The sequence below is a fragment of the Staphylococcus aureus genome (assembly GCF_001027105.1).
Taxonomy (GTDB): Bacteria; Bacillota; Bacilli; order Staphylococcales; family Staphylococcaceae; genus Staphylococcus; species Staphylococcus aureus.
The window spans coordinates 1,142,603-1,163,755 of record NZ_CP011526.1 but is presented as its reverse complement, the minus strand read 5'-3'; the positions used below and the strand labels follow the sequence as shown (position 1 = coordinate 1,163,755).

Sequence of the window (21,153 nt, the reverse complement as noted above, 5' to 3'; positions counted from 1 at the left end):
TTGGCCAATAATCATTCAAATAGAGATTTCATTAGTTTTTTGAATTTACTTTCTTCTTTATCTTTATCTTTGTCTTGAACATGTTCATGATTCTGTTTATGTTCCTGATGATTATCTTCTGATTGATAAATTTCTTCATCTGTTGACTCTACTTCATTTTCATGAGTATCTTTTTTGTTTGTTTTACGTTTAAACCAATCAAATCCGCCTAATTTAGATTCGTTATCTTTGTCTTTCACATCAATAACATCTTCTTCAGTTTCTTCATTATCATGATAATTAATTGTAACATAATCTAATAACTCATCAAAAGCGATACTACTAGAAATTGTAGAAATTGCTGAAGAAAATTCAGGTTTTCTAATTCCCATTTGTGATGGCGTGTGAATTCTAACTTTTTCACTTACCATATCTGATAATAATTCTTTTACGCCAAGTAAGTTTGCAGATCCACCAGTTACAATAAACCCACCATTTACTTTTGTTAATCCTAAATCTTGTAAAACATCAAATACTTCGAAGAATATTTCTTCTACACGCGCTTCAATAAAGTCACTCAAATCTTTTTGAGTATACTGTACTGTTTCATCACTATCAACCTGTTCAACAGTGAAGATATCTTGATCTGAAGCAGAATCATAGAATGCATGACCATATTGGTGTTTAACTTTTTCAGCAGTTTCATAAGAAGTGTTTAATCCTTGTGCAATATCGTCTGTAATATCACGCCCTGCCATTTCGATAGAATCAGCATCTACTAATTCACCGCGTTCATAAAAAGCAACTTGCGTAACGTCTTCACCAATATCAATGACACATGCACCTAACTCTTTTTCAGTAGCTGTTAGGATTGAACCATAGTTATATGCATCAGAGTAAACATCTAATACATCAACACCACATGCTTCTACGCATTTAATCATATTAATTAAAATCGATTTTTGAATAGCAATTACGCCTGCTTCAACCTTTAATGAATGTCTGGCAATTAATTCTTTAGGGTCTGAAACCTCATTTTCTTTATCGACTATAAAACGAATCGGGAACACATTAATTACTTCTGTTTCTTGCACATCATTTTTTTCTCTAATACCTTCTAATACTTTTTCGATATGTGAACCGTTGATTTCTGTATCCTCATAAAAGTCGATTTCATTTGATTCATCATAAACTTCCGTTCCAATGATAGGTAATTTCAGGAAAACTTCTTTAATATCAACACCCGAAGCGATTGATGCCTTTTTAATTGTGTCTTTGATTGCTTGTCGCGCAATATCAAAATCATCAATTAAACCATTTTTTATACCGCTCGTGTAGGTTTGTCCTGTACCTATCACATTTATACCATTGTGAAATTTCTCGCCTACTATTGTTTTTACGCTTGATGATCCAATATCAATACTTACGTAGTAATGTTCTTCCATAGATAGGCACCTCCTGACAAATTACTATTAAAAAAATACACTATCCTTAGTTTACAATACGTTGAATGGCTTGTGAACTATAAACATAGACAATATCAAAATTTTTTAATTATTCTTACTTGATTGTTTGTTAATTTTGTTTAAAACGCTTTGTAATTCTTCTTTTGCTTGATTTTCCTCTTGAGATGATTTAGTCACATTTTTATCGCTTTCTGATTGACTAGACGTGTTTCCACGGTATGGGATAAATGAAGCACCGACTGATAAATCAATATAGCCTCGTGTTTTTAGTTTACCCGAACTATCCCTTGATAATGATTGTGACATCTGCGGATAATATTTCATTTTCTTAGATATCGTCGAAATATCACCGATTACTTGAAGTCCATCTGTCGTAAACAATTCAATTCTGCTTTGTTTGTTTTTACTTGGGGCGTATGTCACTTCGGCAATATATCGTCTAACTTCAGGTGTCATTTCAGATAACGCCTTAATCATATCATCTTCTTTTGTACCTTTGAAACCATCCATGACAGGTGCATCATTAATTTTGACATCATTTGAACCTTTAAGCAATTTACCATTTTCTAATAAAGGTAAATATTTACCTTTATATTTCACTAAAGCAATAATTTCATTTTCTGTGATATCTACGTTTAATGTGTTTGGTAATTGCTTGTGTATCTCAACACTTTTGATTAATGGATTCTCTTCGAGATCATTAATAGCATTTTTTTTACTAAACGTATACATCCTTGAATCATTTTTAACACCTAAAACTTTGTTTATCTTTGAAGTACTAACGTGATTATTTCCATTTATATTTACATGCGCAATTTTACTAAGTGGTGAAAACATGTAAATTAATATAACAGCAATCAACAATACCAATATTGTAATAACACTGTATTGGATTCGCTTTTGTCGCTTACGTCTTAACTTCCGCTTTTCTTCAAGTGTTAATGGCTTTAATTGTGTTACTTTACTTTTTCGTTCTTTTTTCGTTACTGTTTCCTCATCAATCGAGTCGCTATTTTGTTCTTTAGGAGCTGATTGAGGTTGTTCGTTGTCGACTGAAATTACATTCGATTCATTTTGGTCGTCAATTTCTTGATTATATCTATAATCCTCATTTTCAATATTAGAGTCTGTAGAATCATCGATATTATTATCATTCGCATGACTAGAAGCAGAATCATTATTTTTATCATTGCTTTCTTCTTTTTTGAAGTCTTTATTTATCAAGTAAATTTCTTCATCAAAATCAGCTTGTTGAGATGTATCATCTTTATTTTGATTAGAAAAATGTGTAGCCTTTGATCTTTTTCTTTGCCGTCTTTTCTTAGATGTATTCCTCGTAAATAATTCTAATTCATCTTTATCTTCATTTGATTCTTGTTGATCGTTCTTCGTTTTATCATCCATCAATACTCACACCCTTTAATAAGATGGTAAATGGGCACGGAATCTTTCAATAAATTTCTCTCCACGCTCTTCAAAAGTACTATATTGATCCCAACTCGCACAAGCAGGTGACAATAATACAACATCATTTGGTTCTATAATATCTTGTACTTTATCAACAGCGTCTTCGACATTGTTCGCTTCAATGACCGATTTCCCTTGACTATTACCTAGTTTAGCAAACTTAGCTTTCGTTTGTCCGAATACAACCATCGCGCGAACATTTTCCATATAAGGAATGAGTTCGTCAAATTCATTCCCTCGATCCAAACCACCACATAACCAAATGATTGGTTGATTAAATGAATTTAAGGCAAACTGTGTTGCTAGCGTGTTTGTTGCTTTGGAATCATTATAATATTTATTAGTTCTATTAGTACCAACATATTGCAATCTATGCTCTATTCCTGAAAATGTAGTTAAACTATCAATAATTGCTTTAATAGGTACACCAGCTAAAATACAAGCAAGCACAGCTGCTAATATATTTTCTAAATTATGTTCACCAGGCAATACTAGATCTTCAGTGTTAATAATACGAACACCTTTATAAACGATAAAACCATCTTTAATATAAATACCATCAACTTCTTGTTGAGTTGAGAAATACAATGTCTTAGCTTTTAATTCTTCCGACTCTATCACTTGTCTTTGATGATAATTACAAATCAAATAATCCTCTTCCGTTTGATTTTTATATATTTGCTTTTTAGCATTTTGATAGTTTTCTAAATTTTCATGGTAATCTAGATGCGCCGAATAAATGTTAGTAATTATAGCAATGTGTGGTTTATACTTTTCGATTCCAAGTAACTGGAATGACGACAACTCTGTAACTAAATAATCTGTAGGCTTTACTTCTTGTGCTACTTTAGATGCAACATAACCAATATTGCCGGATAATCTTCCAGTTAAGCGACTTTTTTTAAACATATCTCCAATTAGAGAAGTAACTGTCGTTTTACCATTTGTACCCGTTACAGCTATGATTGGTGCTTCAGAGATTAGATAACTTAACTCAACTTCTGTTAAAATTTTCAAACCTCGTTTCACTGCTTCATCAATAATAGATACTGTATAAGGTATTCCAGGATTTTTAACAATTATTGGATTATTATCAAGCAACGTTAATGGATGACTTCCACTTACAACAGAAATGCCCATAGATTCTAAATCTTTTGCATGAGCATCTTGTGATAAGTCTTTTCCATCATTGACAGTTACATTCGCACCTAATTTACTTAATAATTTAGCTGCTTCATAACCACTTTTTGCCAAACCGACAACTAATACATTTTTATTTTCTAACCCTGTATAATTAAGCATCTTAATGCACTCCAATCCATAAACCGATTAAACCTGAAATCAGACCAACAGCCCAAAATACTGTAACTACTTTCCATTCGCTCCATCCTATCAATTCAAAATGATGATGAATCGGACTCATTTTAAATATACGCTTTCCAGTCAATTTAAAGCTAGCGACTTGTAACATAACAGATAATGTTTCAATTACGAATACTAAACCTATAAAAATTAATGATAATTCCTGATTAAGCATGATTGAAATGGTAGCAAATATACCACCTAAAGCTAAGCTACCTGTATCTCCCATAAACACTTTAGCAGGGTTAATGTTATATGGTAAAAATCCTAAAAGTGCAAACAACATAATGATACAGAAAATACCAATTGCCGTTTCTCCTAACACAAAGCTCATGATGGCATACATTGTAAATCCGATAATTGACAGTCCAGTTGCTAATCCATCTAAACCATCTGTTAAATTTACTGCATTAGAAAAACCTACTTGCCAAAAAACAATGAAAATAACATATGCAAATGATAGTGGGATTGCTACATTCGTAAATGGAATATGTATGCTCGTAGAAAAATTCACCAAATGAAACACATTACTTAAAACAAAGAATATAATCGCAATACCAATTTGCGCCAAAAACTTCTGTTTACTTGTTAAACCTTGGTTATTCTTTTTAACAACAATAATATAATCATCTATAAAACCAATTAACCCAAAACCAATCGTCACAAATAATAACAGTATGATTGGATTAGCTTGATCTACAAATATAATAGCCACCAAAGACGTTATCACAATACTTAATAGAAATGTTAGTCCACCCATCGTTGGTGTACCAGTCTTCTTCATATGGCTTTGTGGACCTTCTTCTCGAATACTTTGACCAAATTTCATCCTTTTTAATGTAGGTATTAAAACAGGTACCAAAACAAATGTAATCACTAGCGCTAATAACGCATATACAAAAATCATAACTATCTCCTCTTCTTAATCCAGACTTTTTTAACCACTAATATATTATCAATTTTTCAATTAAATAAACAAAGTTGTAATCAAAATTTATAATTTTTCTTTTTTACGGCATAAGAGGCCAGTATAAAAAGTTTGCCTATAACAAACAAGTTAATCTGACCTCGTCTACCTTAAAATTCTCTATCAACACTTATTTATAAAGATTAAATGAAGATGTTGTTTTCTATCACAGCATTACTTTAGTAAAAACAAATAGTGACAATACATCCTAATTTAATGTAGCCATTCTTGTTAGTCCGACTTATCCTTGTCAGTTTTACTGTCAGATTTCTTCTTATCATCTGAATTTGAATCAGAATTATTCGTCGAATTGCTGTCTACATTCTCTGATGAAAATTCTACGTCTATTTTATCTTTTTCAGTAAGTTTTTGTCCCTTACTAATTGATTGGTGGGACACAAAACCGCTACCTTTTAAATTTACTTTAATATTTGTTAGGTTTTCAAAAGCAATGACATCTTCTTTCGTCCATCCTGACATGTCAGGCATAGTTAAGTCTCCATCTGTTAATAACAGTACTTTACTATGAGGTAAGACTTTATTCCCTGCTTTTATAGATTGTGCTTTTATTTGTGTGCCAGAACCAATAGTAACTGGTTCTAATGATTTTGCACTCACATTATCAATAGCTTTTTGTTTGTCTTGACCTTCAACATCTGGCACTTTACTATACTCTGCATTAGATGTGTCATCTTTTGATTTACCTACATTTAAATATTTCAAAGTATTTTCCATTATTGGTTTAAACGCTTTACTAACACCTAATTCATAAGCTTCTTGGTCATTTTTTTGTGCCAAGCTCATACCAGCGTATACAATAACTTTAGGATTTTTCTTCGGCGCGTCACCCATAAAACTTACAAAATATGGGTTTGGACCTTTAACGTATCCACCACCATTAGGTGCAGCGACTTGTGCTGTACCAGTCTTACCTTCGACCTCATAACCATCAATACGATAGTTTGCAGCGTGACTCTTCTTACTATTCACAACTAAATCCAATTGCTTTTCAACTTTTTCAGCAGTATCTTTTGTTATTGGTTTGCCTGCGATTTGTTTTTGCCCTTTATAAAATTGTCTTTTACTAACAGGATTTTCAACGCTATTCACAAACCATGGTTTTAACATATTACCATCATTAAAGAACGCTGATTGCGCTTGTAACATTTGAACAGGTGTTACTGTTGTCGATTGACCAAATGATGACGTTTTTTGTTGCAACTCATTACTCCATCCAATTTGACCAGGTGCTTCTCCATCAAACATACCTTTAGTTGATTTTCCAAATCCAAATCGTTCATACCAAGATTTCATTTTGTCTGCACCAACTAAATCTTGTAAATGCATCATCAATGTATTAGATGAATAAGTAAATCCGAGTGACATTGGGATTTCACCCCAACCGACTCTATTCCAGTCTGAAATACGTGAACCCATAATATCTCTATGTCCAGATTTATATTTCTTATCAGGATCAAAAGCACCTTCTTGAATAGCAGCTGCTAACCCATATGATTTAAATGTTGATCCAGGCTCGTATGTGTTTTGATAAAGGTCATTTGCCCACTTTTTACCAAAGTCTTTACCAGTTTCAGGATTAAATGTTGGTCGCTGACTGTATGCTAAAATTTCTCCAGTTTTGGCATCCATGACAACCGCAAATAAATCTTTCGGCTGGTATCTTTCAACCATGCCATCTAAAGCTTCTTCAACAAATACTTGAATATTTGAATCGATTGTTAAATGGACATCATCACCACGTTTAGGCTGCTTCTCTTTTTTAGTATTTGGTGCGATATATCCCCAAATATCATGAATATATCTCAATGATCCTTTAGATCCACTTAAATAACTATCAAAAATCTTTTCAACTCCAAGTGCACCTTTAAGTTCACCAGTATCCGGATTTTTCTGAGCTCTACCAATTAAGTGTGATGCAAAATTGCCATTTGGATAAAAGCGTTCTGTTTCAGGCAATAAAGAAATACCAGGCAAATTCATTTTCTCTATTTTCAATTTGTCCTGATACGTTAAATTTGTTCCTTTGCGTCCAAATTCAATTTGGAAAGCTTTCTTTTGACTAAGTCTCTTTTCAATTTCCTCTGGCTTCATATTAATGACTGTAGATAATTTCTTTGCAGTCTCTTTTTTATCAACTACATGCCTAGGTTTTTTAGAATTGGCACTCGCCTTTTTATCTATTACTGCAACAAGTTTATATCTTTCTACATCTTCTGCTAGCACTTTACCATTACGATCATATATCTTTCCTCGTTCTGGTTGTTGTGCATTCTTAACTAAATACTTTTCATTTGCCTTCATGACTAAATCTTGACCATTAGAATGTCCAGTAATCATGATATATGAAATTCTTAAAACCAATATAAAAAAGAGCAGTCCGAATAAACCAACAAGTAGGACTGCCCCTATTTTATTTTTTTTAATTTTAATTTTTTGCTTCGCCATTACTACGCACTACCTTTACATTATCGTTCTCAAGGCTCATCCCCTGTTTCTTAGCCTTTTCGTATATGCGTTCATAAGAAGAATTCTTTTTGATTTCAGATTGTAAAGCACTGTTTTCACTTGATTGTTTATCTATTTTATAATCTAAATCTGCAATCTTTCCTCGCGTATCATACGCATCCATTTTTAAAGATAGCATATAAATACTTAACATAGCAATTACAGTAATCAAAGTTATGTATAAAACTTTTTCAAATTTAGTTAATTGTACAACCACTTTTCTCGAAACAGTCTTCTTTTCGGGCTTAGTTTGTGGTTGTTGCTTCGGTATACTATTATAAACTTGTTCGTCATATGGTTGGTACACTTTTTCTACAGCCATTATAAATTGCTCCTTATTTAAGTATTTCAGCTACACGTAATTTCGCGCTTCGTGCTCTGTTATTGTCATCTAAATCTTCTTCTGTAGCGGTAATCGGTTTACGATTAACACGCTTTAACTTAGGTGTATATGCTTCTGGTATAACTGGTAATCCTCTTGGTACCTCTGGACCTTTTTCATATTCTTGGAACACCTGTTTACATAAACGATCTTCTAAAGAATGGAAAGTGATTACCGAAATCCTGCCATCTACTTTCACTAATTCAATCGCTTGTTCTATTGAATCTTCAAAAGCTGACAATTCATCGTTTACTGCAATTCGTAGTGCTTGAAATACTCGTTTTGCAGGATGTCCGCCTTTTCTTCTTGCTTTTGCAGGAATACCTTCTTTTATAATGTCAACTAATTCTAATGTTGTTGTTATTGGTTGTTGTTCGCGATGTGCTTCGATTCTTCGAGCTATCTGTTTTGAAAATTTCTCCTCGCCATAGCGATAAAAAATCTTCACTAACGCTTCATATGACCAATTGTTAACAATTTCATATGCTGTTAGTTCTTGTGTTTGGTCCATACGCATGTCTAATGTTGCGTCATGGTGATAACTGAATCCTCGTTCTGGAATGTCGAGTTGTGGGCTTGAAACACCCAAGTCGTAATAAATTCCATCTACTTTTTCAATGTTTAAGTCTTTTAATATTTGAGTTAATTCACGGAAGTTGCTATGAACAAAAGTCACCTTATGCAAATGATCCTTTAATACCTCTTTAGCATTATCAATTGCAGTTTGGTCTTGATCGATTGCTATTAATCTTCCGTCGTCATTTAATTGATTTAGTAAATAAAGGGCATGTCCCGCTCCACCTAGCGTACAGTCAATGTACACACCATTTTCTTTTACATTTAAATAATCAATGGTTTCGTTTAACATAACGCTGATATGATGAAACACTTCAATTCCTCCATTTTAAAAATCAAAATCTATTAAATCTTCAGCAATATCTTCGAAACTTTCTTCAGATTCTTCATAGAAATCATTCCAAGTTTCTCTATCCCAAATCTCAATACGATTTGAAACACCGATTACTGTACATTCTTTAGTTAAATTAGCGTATTTCCTCAAGTTTTGAGGGATGTTAATACGCCCTTGCTTATCAAGTTCTACTTCAACAGCACCAGAGAAGAACATACGCATAAACTTACGTGCGTCTTTTTTTGTCATAGGTAAGGTTTTCATTTTCTCTTCAATCTGTTGCCATTCGTCTAGAGTGTAACCGAATAAACATTTATCAAGGCCTCTTGTGATAATAAAACGCTCATTTAAGTCATAACGAAACTTGGACGGTATAATCATACGTCCTTTTGTATCTAATTGATGATCGTATTCTCCCATGAACATTTTTTATCACCTCACCTTATATATAATTTACCACATCTCCCCACTATCCACCACTATTTATACAAAATTTGTGAAATTTATTTTAAAAAACAAAAAAATGCCCGATTTATCATTAAGATAAATCGGGCTAAACCCTTGGTATATTAAGGTTTTATAATAATATGATCAAAAGTGTAAGAAAGTGGTGGATAGGTGGAGGGCTTGAACACATCTGTCCCAAAATCATTCAAAATTTGAAGTGGATTCCATATTCTTTCTTGTAATCCTCCCATTGGATGGAGTGTTTCTTGAATTTCTCTAAATTGCTTCATACTGATGTCGTTTTCTCTTTCAATGTTTAAAAGATAACGTTTTAACAAATAATCATACTGTTGTATATGAATTTCATTATTTTTATTCACAAGGTTAATATTATTTTGATTCCCCGCCACTTCATCTAATAAGTCTTTGTTTAGACGACGCTGTTGTTCAATCATACCTTCTACCTTTTCAATAAATTGATGTGATGCTTGTTCTCTAATAAACTTACTTCTTTCTCCTTCAACACCATCGACTAACACTTTTTCTAATGGAATATTGTATTTCGAAAGTAATTTTTCTATACGGTCATTTAAATAAGTAATTCTAAGCCTTGGCATCACGATAGGCATTTCAACATCAAATAGTTCAAATACATCTTTTAGTTCAGCCCAGTACTTAATTTCACTCGGTCCTCCAACAAATGCCACCGTGTTAAATAACCATTCTTCCATTAATGGTCTTGTCACTACATTATTAGAAAATAATTCAGGTTGATTTTCCGCAATATTTATAATTTCTTCCTTTATATATGTCTTATCTGTTTTATTTAATTTAAAATGCTTACCATCATACGAAACTAATTGACGCATATTTTCATCATGTAAGAATAAATGAACATTTGTATCTGTTTGTATCATCGCATTCAAGCCTTGATTTTGAGTACGTTGTTGTGTTGCTCTAAAAGCATCATCAAGCAACTGATGTTTTTTCAAAATCTTTTTAAACATAGGCGCTTCCATTTTTCTTAACGGCTCAAACTGCGCATCTATAAATAGAACGCCATATGCTTTAAATGTTTCATGCAGTAGTGCTTTAAACATATCAGTCCACGAGTCATATTGGTCAATAATTCTGTCACAAATCTCCAGTAGACCTTGTGTATGAACAGTTTCTTTCATATGAATGAACATCGTTTTTAAAGTTTGTTTCAACTCAGCCTTATCAGGATAATATCTAGAGACAGTCGTCTCTGGCATCTCCATTGTATGATATTTAACCTTATGCAGCGACCCATGATTTTCGTTATAAACAAATGTATGATTCACTTCATCGAAATCATGATCTTCTCCTGCAATCCAAAAAACTGGTACTACTTGTTGCTTATGTGTATCCGTTAATTCCTTAGATAAAGTAATGATTGAAAATATTTTATGGAATGTATACAATGGTCCCCCGAAAAGCCCTGCTTGTTGTCCACCAATCACAACTTTTGAACCATTAGCTAAATGTTGTATGTTTAATTCTTGTTCACTTGAAAGCTTTAAATCACTCATATATTCACGAATAACATTCGCTAATGCCGCTTCTCTTCCATTATTTTCTTTAGACATCCTTTTTTCAAAACTAGTTTGTTGAGCTGCATCATATTGAAATAATCCTGTTATTACAGGGTCACTGCTCTTTATTTTTGGTATAAACTGATCTTTTTCATTTAAACTAACTACTTTACAGTCCATGTTTTTTCTCCTTAAGTACGCGATTACAAACTATAGTATAAAGTCTATACCGGTGATTGACAATTTTACGGCTTGAAAATCAATTTAATCATGGAAAATTTATAATATTCATTGTTTTACATTTTCAAATCAATGAAAAACACAAGTGGTTTAATGTATAATAATAGTAGTAAACAAATAAGGGGTAGATAAATATGAGTGAAATCAAACGTCTTGAAATTAATTACAAAACTGACGAATTATTCGAAAACTTTAGAGCGTTTGGCAACAAAGACTTATACATGGTCAATGAGTTAAACGGTCAAATGATTGATGCAAGTTCAGATTCACCATTTTATGGCATATTTGTCGGAGATCAATTAGGAGCTAGAATGGCATTACTAAAAAAAGGTGATGTCGAAGAAATCTACTTCCCAGATTTTGAAGATTATATATTATTATGGAAGTTAGAAGTATTACCAAAATATCAAAACAGAGGGTACGCTTCAGAATTGATTGATTTTGCAAAGAGTTTCAATATGCCAATTAAAGCCATTGGCAGAAATGATTCTAAGGATTTCTTTTTACATCATGGATTTACAGATGTGGAAGCTAAAAATATAGAGGGACATGATGTCTTATTGTGGAAACCATAAGATAATAATATTCGACACTACGAGCATGAAAATGCATCTTTTCGTAGTGTCTTTTTTACAATTACTTTCTTAAGCTAATATAAGTAAATCATTTTCAAATTATTTGTCTTAACGTACAATATCATTTAGTTGTTTCCATGAATTAATTTCATAATCAGGTATAATTCCTGGATTATGATCAAATCCTCTAAAATTAAACCAGCAAGTAGCTATACCCGCATTGATTCCACCTAGAATGTCAGATGTTAAAGAATCTCCAACTATAATCGAGTGCTGTCTTTCATCCTCACCAATATCATTAAAAACATAATTAAAAAATTCCGGATTAGGTTTTTGATATCCTGTTTCTTCAGATATAAATATCTTTTTAATATATTTATGCAACGGCGTCTGATTTAACCTTCTCTTTTGCGTTTCGGTTACACCATTAGTAACAATATATAAATCATGTCTTTTCGATAATTCGACAATTGTTTCTAATGTTTGATCAAAGTATTTAACTTTAGCTTCTGCTAATCCATTTCTAAATAACACATCTGCACGATGCCCATCAACTTCCATTTGATGATGTTTGAAGTAATTCACAAATCGTTCTGATAATACTTCAGACTTCGTTAATTTATTTTGTTGAAAAGCTTCCCAATGTTGGTGATTGATTTTTTTAAATGTTAAAAAATCATCCTTTGTTGCTTTATGATTAAAAACATTCGCCATATAGTGAAACGCCCATTCTTCTGCATCATAAAAATCAACAATTGTATCATCAAAGTCTATCAAAATATTTTTATATCCCAATTTCCCCATCTCCTATATTGTCTATGTATCTAAATCTTAACAGAGGCTCAAATTTCTGCAAATAAAATAAACTGAGTGCATAACATTAAAGTATGCTCACCCAGTTTATTTTAAAGAATATTAGTTATTATATTAGAATCCAAATAATTTACCTAGTAAACCCACACCGTTAGCAACGATGTCTACGATACTTGTGCCTAATTTCACACTATCATGTTGTTGTGCAGCTTGCACAGTATTTGCGATTGCTTCTGCTAGTCCAGTCATTTAAATCTCTCCCTCACCTTTGAAATAATACTGATTACTTACATAACATATTGAAATTAGAATCCGAATAATTTACCTAATAAACCTACGCCATTTTCAACGATGCTCACAATGCTTGTGCCTAATTTTGCGCCATCATTATTAATTGCTGCAGTTACGGTATCTTTAATTGCGTTAAATAAACCTTCCATTGAAAACACTCCTTAAAATTTAAATTTGAAGATAACAAAAACGTGCGTAGCTTTTAAATCACCGAAATGTTATTCGCTTAACGTTTTGTTGTTGTTATTTTAAAATAAATTTGATGCAATTAGTTTGTTTATCCGCACAACATCTTATAATGTACTTAACTGTATTTTAAAGAGAAAAGAAATACAGTTAGGCATTCAAAACTGTATTTAACACAATTAAGTTGCCTGAATTCGTATTTAAGTCTTATTGAACCTTTTTAGATAAATAGCTCTATAATAGTGAAAAATATAAACATTTTTTATTTACAAGGTATTGCTAATTTAAGTTCATTTAGATATAATAATTCTTGTGTTGTTAAACGTGTCCTGGTAGCTCAGCTGGATAGAGCAATGGCCTTCTAAGCCATCGGTCGGGGGTTCGAATCCCTCCCAGGACGTTTATAGGTATTTTTATACGCATTACCAAACAAAAGAGTTCCGTGATTACGGGGCTCTTTTTGTTTTGAATTTCAGTAATATAGTATGATGCGTCACCAAAACGTCCCCCGCATAAGCCCCGAAAATACAGTAATTAAAACAAGCATGCTTATTCGTTATAGAATTTTTTGACACACAATTGACACGCGTCTGACACTTGTTTATACATTTTTAATTAAGTAATTTTGTGCTCAAATTTCATCTATACTGCACCTGAACTACACCAACACTACACCAAGATTTTTAACACTCACCATTTGCATGCGTAGAGATTTTTATTATTATATTATTCCTATAGATTTTGATACTATTCAAAATTTTAGGGACTTTTCAGGGGCCCGAAATCCTATAATTATAATTATATACATCTAAAAAAAATAACCACGTCCATCGAGACGTGGTTTTTTAATTATTTAACTCACTAATTATTCTTCTTAATTTTCATTGCTAAATATACTATTGGCAAATTTATAAAGTAGTTCAGCGTTTTTCAATGACATATTGTCTAATGATCTTTCATTTTTTCTCATTCTGTGTATTGTGCTTTGTGGAACTCCTGTTTGTTTCGATATATGTAAACTGCTCAAATCACTGTCTAATAGTTTTTGAATTTGATTTCTCATTTTGTACACCCCCTTGTAAATCTTCAATCATCATTTAAATTAAATAATTACTTTTCCACATATTCCAATATTTAGGTTGCAAAGCATACCTCAAATATCATTAATTTTGAGATTTAAATGTCAATTATGTGTCTATCAATCCAATATACATACTCTAATAACGTAATAGTACACACTCTTCTTATTAATTGGCCATAGCTATCATGATATAATTAGTGAAGAAAATCACATAAGAAAGGTTGTAAATCATGAGACTTCAAAAAGCACCTCTAGTAACGTCAGGACTAGTCTTAGGATTATTAGGCCTGGGTAATCTATTAAAAGACTTATCTCTTACTTTAAACGCTGTTTGCGGAATCTTTGCTTTCTTGATTTGGATTCACCTTTTATGTACTATGATCAAATATTTTAATAATGTGAAAGAACAATTAAACAGTCCTCTAGTTTCATCAGTGTTCACAACATTTTTCATGTCTGGCTTTTTAGGTACTACTTATTTAAATACATTTTTTAGTAACATAACTTTTATCAATAGCTTAATAACGCCTATTTGGATTTTATGCCTTGTGGGAATTATGACGCATATGATTATTTTTTCAATAAAATATTTAAAAGATTTTTCACTTGAAAATGTTTATCCTTCGTGGACTGTACTTTTTATTGGTATTGCTATCGCAGGATTGACGGCACCCGTTAGCGGATATTTTTTCATAGGTCAATTAACAGTAATATATGGCTTTGTAGCTACTTGTATTGTCTTACCTATAGTTTTCAAGCGATTAAAAGCATTTCCATTGCAGACGTCAATCAAACCGAACACATCGACAATTTGTGCACCATTTTCTTTAGTCGCTGCAGCATATGTTATAGCTTTTCCTAAGGCGAATGCTTTTATCGTAATTATATTTTTACTATTAGCTCAAATATTTTATTTTTATATCATTATACAATTGCCTAAATTACTAAAAGAACCTTTTTCGCCCGTATTTTCAGCTTTCACATTCCCTTTAGTAATCTCAGCAACTGCTTTAAAGAACAGTTTGCCTGTACTTATGTTTCCAGACATTTGGAAAGGTCTTTTGTTTATCGAAGTGTTATTAGCCACTGTAATAGTACTTAGAGTCTTTATAGGATATCTTCACTTCTTTTTAAAAAAGGAAAAACAAGATAAATTTCTTCGTAATGCGTCTCAGTAACACTATTACCAAGAATTAACACGTATATTTAATAACTAAAAAGAGGCAGGTAATCTTGCCTCTTTTTAGTGTATATCAATGCCTCTTTGATTTAATATGATCTTATCAATGATACCTTCTGACTAAAGCTGTAGTAACTATACTAGAACGTCTAGTTCATAAACACGTTTCACTCTAACCTTTATTTAAATAATATATAAGCAGCAAACGCCAAGGCTAATATACCAATAAAATAATTAATAAAGATTTTTATTTTAGTCTTTGTAATAGTTGACAAATTTTATCACCTCTAAATATCGATAAATTAAACACCGTTATTTTTCCTTTGCCTATCTTTTATCATTTCAGAAGGTACTCCGAAAATAAACATCAGAATAAATAATATAATTGGCAAATGTGGTATGTTTTCTAGCAAATACCATCTTAAATTCCAATCAAACACCATATTTGCATACGCCACAAAATATTTACTAAATAATAATACTACGCATATTCCAGTTAGTGTATCTAAAACCTTTGTCAAATGTGTCATTTATAGCCATCCTTTATATATGCTATTTTCACAACCATATGTATCATGTGTTACAAAAACTGTTTACAGCAAATACATATTTACCACGATAAATATAATATACCATAGATCTAACATTACATTAAAAACAAATTTTAAAAATATCATTATTAAATAGAGCATTGTATCAATTACTTACTAGTGTTATCATTACCGTCATTATTTTCTTAATCAAAAATAATAATGCACCTCGCTTAGTTTAGTATTTCTACAAACCTACGAGATGCATAAAACCCCATTAGTATTTTTTATAATATAGCATTTCAAATTATGAATAAATTAGTACTTGCGTAATTAGTACTCCGCCACCGAAAATCAATACAAAAGCAACTACCGGCCATACAAATCGGAACCAATGTGAATATCGCATGTTTAACATTTGTAGTGTGGCCATAACAAGTCCAGTCGGCGCTAAGAATAACATCGCATATTGACCAAATTGATATGTCGTAACGATGACGAATCTTGGTATACCTACTGTATCAGCTAGTGGTGCAAAGATAGGCATTGATAATACCGCTAAGCCAGAAGATGATGGCACGATAAAACCTAAACAGAAGAAAATAAATAGTAATACGATGATAAATAATGGTCCACTCATATGTTGAACTAAAGATGATGAAAAGTGTAAGATTGTATCTGAAATCATACCTTCATTCAACACTAAATTAATACCTCGAGCTAAACCAATAATTAAAGATACACCTACTAAACTTGATGCACCATTGACAAATGCATCTACAGTTCCTTTTTCTCCCAATCCAGATTTACCTGTCCCAGCAATAAACATTATTATAATTGTAAATATTAAAAATGCTGAAGCCATAACTGGGAACCACCAACCTTGCGTCATAACTCCCCATACCATAATTGGAAATGGTAGTACAAATAATGTAAGGATTATCTTCTTACGCAAAGTAAAATGGGCACTATCGTCATCTTTTAATACAGACCATTGCTGTTCAAAAGCATCTTTGTCTTCATAAGAATATGACGCTTTAGGATCGTTTTTAATTTTTTTACAGTACCAATATAAATAACTAATAACAAAAATCGCACCGACAATACAAGCACCTATTCTCCAATACAAGCCATCCGTAAAAGTTGTACCAGCGGCATTAGAGGCAATTACAACCGAGAACGGGTTAATAGTTGAAAATGTACTACCGACAGAGCTGGCAAGGAATATGGCACCAACTGAAACGATAGAATCGTATCCTAACGCTATAAATATAGGGACTAAAATCGGATAAAATGCTACAGCTTCTTCTTCAATACCACATAATGTCCCGCCGATAATCATTAGTATTGATACAAACACAATTAGCATAAATTCATGCCCTTTTGTTTTCTTCGTTAAAGCTAACAATCCCGATTCAAAAGAACCACTGGCTTGAACTACGCCAATAAGTCCCCCTAGTACAAGAATGAATACCATGATATCGACCGCTTCTATCGTACCTTCAACCATGCTACTTGTTATTTGTTCTGGTCCAGCTGGATGTTGCTTTAATCTTTCATAAGTATTCGGAATTGATACCGGCTTATTAATTGCACCTGATTTAAATTGTTCAATCTTAATTTTAACCCCCATTTTGTCTAGTTCCTGTTGCGTACCCGGAACCTTTTTCACTTGGTTATGAGGGTTAACTATCTTTAGTTCTTGGGATGAAGGTTCGTAAGAAAGTTTAGAATATGCACCAGCAGGAATAACCCATGTTGCTATAACTGCAACAACCGTTAAAATGAATAAAATCATAAATGCACCTGGCATTTTTAATTTAAATCGTTTTTTCTTTTCACTTTCATTAATTGTATTTTCCACGGTTTCATCTCCTTCGACATTTAACCTAGCATTTCTACCTTAAAGATTTTATAAATATAAATTAAGAAAGTGCACCCCGCATCAAAATAGAGGCATTATTTTCAGGGGGTGCACATAAATAATAAAAATCATGCATTTGACATATAGTAATTGAAAAGCGTTTCAATTCAATTACTTTTTAATCACAGTACCTACTTTACCCTCTAAGGCAGCATCTAATTCATTTAATGATGTTATAAGCACACTTCCTTTTGGATTGTTTTCAATAAATGATATGGCTGCTTCAATTTTTGGTAACATACTTCCTTTTGCAAATTGATTTTCGTCTATATATCGTTTTAATTCATCAACATTTGTTGTTTTCAAAGGCTGTTGGTTTTCAGTGTTAAAATTAATATATACATAATCAATTGCTGTTAAAATAATCAATTGATCGCATTGAATATTAGCACCCAACAACGCACTTGTTTTATCTTTGTCTATAACTGCATCAATACCTTTAAAACCATCATGTTGCTCTCTAATTACTGGTATACCTCCACCACCAGCAGCAATAACGAGTGTATCATTTTTAATAAGTGTTTTAATACTCTCTAATTCAATAATAGAGATGGGTTGTGGTGAAGGAACAACGCGTCTATATCCTCTTCCAGCATCTTCAACAAATATAAATCCTTTTTCTTTTTGAATTTGTTCAGCTTCTTCTTTGTTGTAAAATAACCCAATTGGTTTTGAAGGATTGTTAAATGCCGGATCATTTTCATCAACTTCAACTTGTGTCACTAGTGTTACCACTTGTTTATCCATTCCAATAGAATGCAATTCATTTTGTAAGCTTTCTTGTAATTGATAGCCGATGTAAGCTTGACTCATTGCGCCACATTCAGCAAATGGAAATGCCGGACCTTGGTTATGTTCTGCAGCATAGTTAAGTCCCAAATTAATGCTTCCAACCTGTGGTCCATTACCATGACTAATAACAATCTCATGTCCTTTTGTTATTAATCCTACTAATGATTTCGCAGTATTTTTAACAAGCTCGAGTTGTTCTTGAGGTGATTTTCCTAAAGCATTACCACCTAATGCTACTACTATTTTCGCCATCATATTCACTTCCTTATATCATTTAAAATTCACCCAATGTAGCAACCATGACTGCTTTGATTGTATGCATTCTGTTCTCAGCTTCTTGGAATACAACTGAAGCTTTACTTTCGAATACTTCATCTGTAACTTCCATTTCTCGAATACCATATTTTTCAAAAATTTGTTGACCTATTTTCGTATCAGCATTATGGAAAGATGGTAAGCAATGCTCAAAAATAACATTTGGATTACCAGTTTTATCCATTATTTCTTTATTTACTTGATATGGTTTCAATAATTCAAGTCGTTCTTTCCATACTTCATCAGGTTCACCCATTGATACCCAAACATCAGTGTAAATTACATCCGAACCTTTTACACCTTGGTCAATATCATCTGTGATTAATATGTTGCCACCATTTTCAGCGGCAATATTTTTACAGCGATTTAATAATTCATCTGTTGGATTTAATTCTTTTGGACAAACTAAATGGAAGTTCATACCCATAATGGCAGCACCTTGCATTAATGCATTTGCAACGTTATTACGACCATCTCCAACATATGTAAAGTTAATATCTGCATAATCTTTTTTTAAGACTTCTTTTGCTGTTAAGAAATCAGCAAGAACTTGAGTAGGATGATCTTCATCAGTTAAACCATTCCACACTGGTACGCCTGAATACTCAGCTAAAGTTTCTACTGTTCTTTGTGAAAAACCACGGTATTCAATGCCATCATACATTCCACCAAGCACACGTGCAGTATCTTTAGTTGTTTCTTTTTTACCCATTTGTGATCCAGTTGGGCCTAAATAAGTTACATTTGCACCTTGATCATGCGCTGCAACTTCAAATGCACATCGCGTTCTTGTAGAATCTTTTTCAAATAACAGTGCAATATTTTTATTTTTTAACATAGGCTTTTCAGTGCCAATATATTTAGCACGTTTTAAATCCTCGGAGAGTGTTAATAAGAATTCTACCTCTTGTCGTGAAAAGTCTAATAAAGTTAAAAAACTTCTGTTTCGTAAATTTTTCATTAATAACAACTCCTTTTATTTTAGTTACACCTAAATTGTAAGCGCATACAAAATAAACACAACCTACTATTAAAATTTGTAATATTTTATCAATAATTAAATGAACATTTTATTAATATTAAATTTAAGTAGTAGGAAATAATTAAAATAAGTACTACATTTAAAGTATAACTATTTTTCAAGTAGTTAGAAAATTCAATTATCAAACAATTTAATACAATTGATTAGAGAATAATTCTAACGTATCGTTTTTAATATATAACTCCCGCCTACTTTATTAGATACTGTTTCTGTCCAAAACTTAAAAATGATAAGTTTTGCTTAAATAACACTACTAACTGTTTAAGTTTATTTAACATAGTTTTAGCTTTTATTTAATTCCGAATCGGTGTAATAGCTTATATACTTTGGGTAATTCACGCAAAGGAGATTTTCATATGAAAAAGAACATCATGAATAAATTAGTTTTATCAACAGCATTGTTACTTTTAGAAACTACATCAACACAACTTCCTAAAACACCAATCAGTTTTTCATCTGAAGCAAAAGCCTATAATATCAGTGAAAACGAGACTAATATCAATGAACTAATCAAATATTACACTCAGCCGCATTTTTCATTATCTGGAAAATGGTTATGGCAAAAGCCCAATGGTAGCATTCATGCAACATTGCAAACGTGGGTTTGGTATAGTCATATTCAAGTGTTTGGATCCGAGAGTTGGGGAAACATTAATCAGTTAAGAAATAAATACGTTGATATATTTGGAACTAAAGATGAGGACACAGTTGAAGGTTACTGGACTTATGATGAAACATTTACTGGTGGTGTTACGCCAGCAGCTACTTCATCTGATAAGCCTTATAGACTATTTTTAAAATATAGTGATAAACAACAAACTATCATCGGTGGACATGAATTTTACAAAGGAAATAAACCAGTATTAACTTTAAAAGAATTAGATTTCCGTATTCGTCAAACATTAATAAAAAATAAAAAGTTATATAACGGAGAATTTAATAAAGGTCAAATTAAGATAACTGCTGATGGAAATAATTACACGATTGATTTAAGTAAAAAGTTAAAATTAACTGACACAAACCGTTATGTTAAAAATCCTCGTAATGCAGAAATTGAAGTCATACTCGAAAAATCTAACTAACCTATTACCTTTTGTAAATGCGGATAATTTCAATTATCTA

20 protein-coding genes and 1 tRNA gene are annotated in these 21,153 nt (G+C 32.1%); 4 read left to right on the top strand and 17 right to left on the bottom strand.

Features of this window, described 5'->3' with window-relative positions:
* Positions 1-11: 11 nt before the first annotated feature.
* The 9 genes from ftsA to bshC form a co-directional block, all read right to left on the bottom strand.
* Positions 12-1,424: a cell division protein FtsA gene (ftsA, locus tag AA076_RS05895; protein WP_000391031.1), complete on the bottom strand. Its 1,413-nt coding sequence runs from the start codon at positions 1,422-1,424 to the stop codon at positions 12-14.
* 105 nt (positions 1,425-1,529) lie between these two features.
* Positions 1,530-2,849: a cell division protein FtsQ/DivIB gene (locus AA076_RS05890; protein ID WP_000342185.1), complete on the bottom strand. Its 1,320-nt coding sequence runs from the start codon at positions 2,847-2,849 to the stop codon at positions 1,530-1,532.
* 15 nt (positions 2,850-2,864) lie between these two features.
* The gene (murD, locus tag AA076_RS05885; protein ID WP_000935991.1) at positions 2,865-4,214 is read right to left on the bottom strand and encodes a UDP-N-acetylmuramoyl-L-alanine--D-glutamate ligase; all 1,350 of its coding nucleotides are present in this window, start codon (positions 4,212-4,214) and stop codon (positions 2,865-2,867) included.
* A 1-nt stretch (position 4,215) separates the two neighbouring features.
* Positions 4,216-5,181 (bottom strand): phospho-N-acetylmuramoyl-pentapeptide-transferase, encoded by a 966-nt coding sequence (gene mraY, locus AA076_RS05880; protein ID WP_000578458.1) that lies wholly within the window; start codon positions 5,179-5,181, stop codon positions 4,216-4,218.
* A 291-nt stretch (positions 5,182-5,472) separates the two neighbouring features.
* Positions 5,473-7,707, bottom strand: coding sequence for a penicillin-binding protein (locus AA076_RS05875; RefSeq protein ID WP_001118663.1), 2,235 nt, complete (start codon positions 7,705-7,707; stop codon positions 5,473-5,475).
* On the bottom strand, positions 7,688-8,089 hold the full coding sequence (gene ftsL / locus AA076_RS05870; protein WP_000257598.1) for a cell division protein FtsL: 402 nt from the start codon (positions 8,087-8,089) through the stop codon (positions 7,688-7,690). The genes AA076_RS05875 and ftsL overlap by 20 nt, the downstream gene beginning before the upstream one ends.
* A gap of 13 nt (positions 8,090-8,102) precedes the next feature.
* Positions 8,103-9,038, bottom strand: coding sequence for a 16S rRNA (cytosine(1402)-N(4))-methyltransferase RsmH (gene rsmH, locus AA076_RS05865; RefSeq protein ID WP_000468384.1), 936 nt, complete (start codon positions 9,036-9,038; stop codon positions 8,103-8,105).
* 15 nt (positions 9,039-9,053) lie between these two features.
* A complete protein-coding gene (mraZ, locus tag AA076_RS05860) occupies positions 9,054-9,485 on the bottom strand; it encodes a division/cell wall cluster transcriptional repressor MraZ (RefSeq protein ID WP_000480800.1) in 432 nt (143 codons plus the stop codon).
* A 143-nt stretch (positions 9,486-9,628) separates the two neighbouring features.
* The gene (bshC, locus tag AA076_RS05855) at positions 9,629-11,242 is read right to left on the bottom strand and encodes a bacillithiol biosynthesis cysteine-adding enzyme BshC (protein WP_000340475.1); all 1,614 of its coding nucleotides are present in this window, start codon (positions 11,240-11,242) and stop codon (positions 9,629-9,631) included.
* A gap of 194 nt (positions 11,243-11,436) precedes the next feature.
* Between bshC and AA076_RS05850 the strand changes: the two genes are divergently transcribed.
* Positions 11,437-11,877 carry an N-acetyltransferase gene (locus tag AA076_RS05850; protein WP_001289711.1) on the top strand — a complete coding sequence of 147 codons (441 nt, stop codon included), beginning with the start codon at positions 11,437-11,439 and terminating at the stop codon, positions 11,875-11,877.
* A 108-nt stretch (positions 11,878-11,985) separates the two neighbouring features.
* Here AA076_RS05850 and AA076_RS05845 read toward each other — a convergent pair whose 3' ends face one another.
* The 3 genes from AA076_RS05845 to AA076_RS05835 all read right to left on the bottom strand — a co-directional run bounded on the left by AA076_RS05845 (position 11,986) and on the right by AA076_RS05835 (position 13,130).
* Positions 11,986-12,681, bottom strand: a complete 696-nt coding sequence (locus tag AA076_RS05845; RefSeq protein ID WP_001788648.1) for a YjjG family noncanonical pyrimidine nucleotidase — start codon at positions 12,679-12,681, stop codon at positions 11,986-11,988.
* Between the two features lie 123 nt (positions 12,682-12,804).
* Positions 12,805-12,939, bottom strand: coding sequence for a beta-class phenol-soluble modulin (locus AA076_RS14840; RefSeq protein WP_000147103.1), 135 nt, complete (start codon positions 12,937-12,939; stop codon positions 12,805-12,807).
* Positions 12,940-12,995: 56 nt separating this feature from the next.
* Positions 12,996-13,130: a beta-class phenol-soluble modulin gene (locus AA076_RS05835; RefSeq protein ID WP_000398672.1), complete on the bottom strand. Its 135-nt coding sequence runs from the start codon at positions 13,128-13,130 to the stop codon at positions 12,996-12,998.
* Between the two features lie 363 nt (positions 13,131-13,493).
* On the opposite strand from AA076_RS05835, the gene AA076_RS05830 reads away from it, so the two are divergent.
* Positions 13,494-13,567 (top strand) — tRNA-Arg (locus AA076_RS05830).
* 474 nt (positions 13,568-14,041) lie between these two features.
* Here AA076_RS05830 and AA076_RS05825 read toward each other — a convergent pair.
* A complete protein-coding gene (locus AA076_RS05825) occupies positions 14,042-14,230 on the bottom strand; it encodes a hypothetical protein (RefSeq protein WP_001245802.1) in 189 nt (62 codons plus the stop codon).
* A 248-nt stretch (positions 14,231-14,478) separates the two neighbouring features.
* On the opposite strand from AA076_RS05825, the gene AA076_RS05820 reads away from it, so the two are divergent.
* Positions 14,479-15,426, top strand: coding sequence for a TDT family transporter (locus AA076_RS05820; RefSeq protein ID WP_001239285.1), 948 nt, complete (start codon positions 14,479-14,481; stop codon positions 15,424-15,426).
* A gap of 304 nt (positions 15,427-15,730) precedes the next feature.
* Here the strand turns inward: AA076_RS05820 and elxI1 are convergent, their stop codons facing one another.
* The 4 genes from elxI1 to argF all read right to left on the bottom strand — a co-directional run bounded on the left by elxI1 (position 15,731) and on the right by argF (position 19,950).
* A complete protein-coding gene (gene elxI1, locus AA076_RS05815) occupies positions 15,731-15,958 on the bottom strand; it encodes an epilancin biosynthesis-related protein ElxI1 (RefSeq protein ID WP_000149423.1) in 228 nt (75 codons plus the stop codon).
* A 307-nt stretch (positions 15,959-16,265) separates the two neighbouring features.
* Positions 16,266-17,822: a YfcC family protein gene (locus tag AA076_RS05810; protein WP_000432077.1), complete on the bottom strand. Its 1,557-nt coding sequence runs from the start codon at positions 17,820-17,822 to the stop codon at positions 16,266-16,268.
* A 171-nt stretch (positions 17,823-17,993) separates the two neighbouring features.
* Positions 17,994-18,926, bottom strand: coding sequence for a carbamate kinase (arcC, locus tag AA076_RS05805; RefSeq protein ID WP_001074342.1), 933 nt, complete (start codon positions 18,924-18,926; stop codon positions 17,994-17,996).
* A gap of 22 nt (positions 18,927-18,948) precedes the next feature.
* Positions 18,949-19,950 carry an ornithine carbamoyltransferase gene (gene argF / locus AA076_RS05800; RefSeq protein WP_000793605.1) on the bottom strand — a complete coding sequence of 334 codons (1,002 nt, stop codon included), beginning with the start codon at positions 19,948-19,950 and terminating at the stop codon, positions 18,949-18,951.
* Between the two features lie 437 nt (positions 19,951-20,387).
* On the opposite strand from argF, the gene AA076_RS05795 reads away from it, so the two are divergent.
* Positions 20,388-21,113 (top strand): superantigen-like protein SSL14, encoded by a 726-nt coding sequence (locus AA076_RS05795; protein WP_000739523.1) that lies wholly within the window; start codon positions 20,388-20,390, stop codon positions 21,111-21,113.
* Positions 21,114-21,153: the final 40 nt, after the last annotated feature.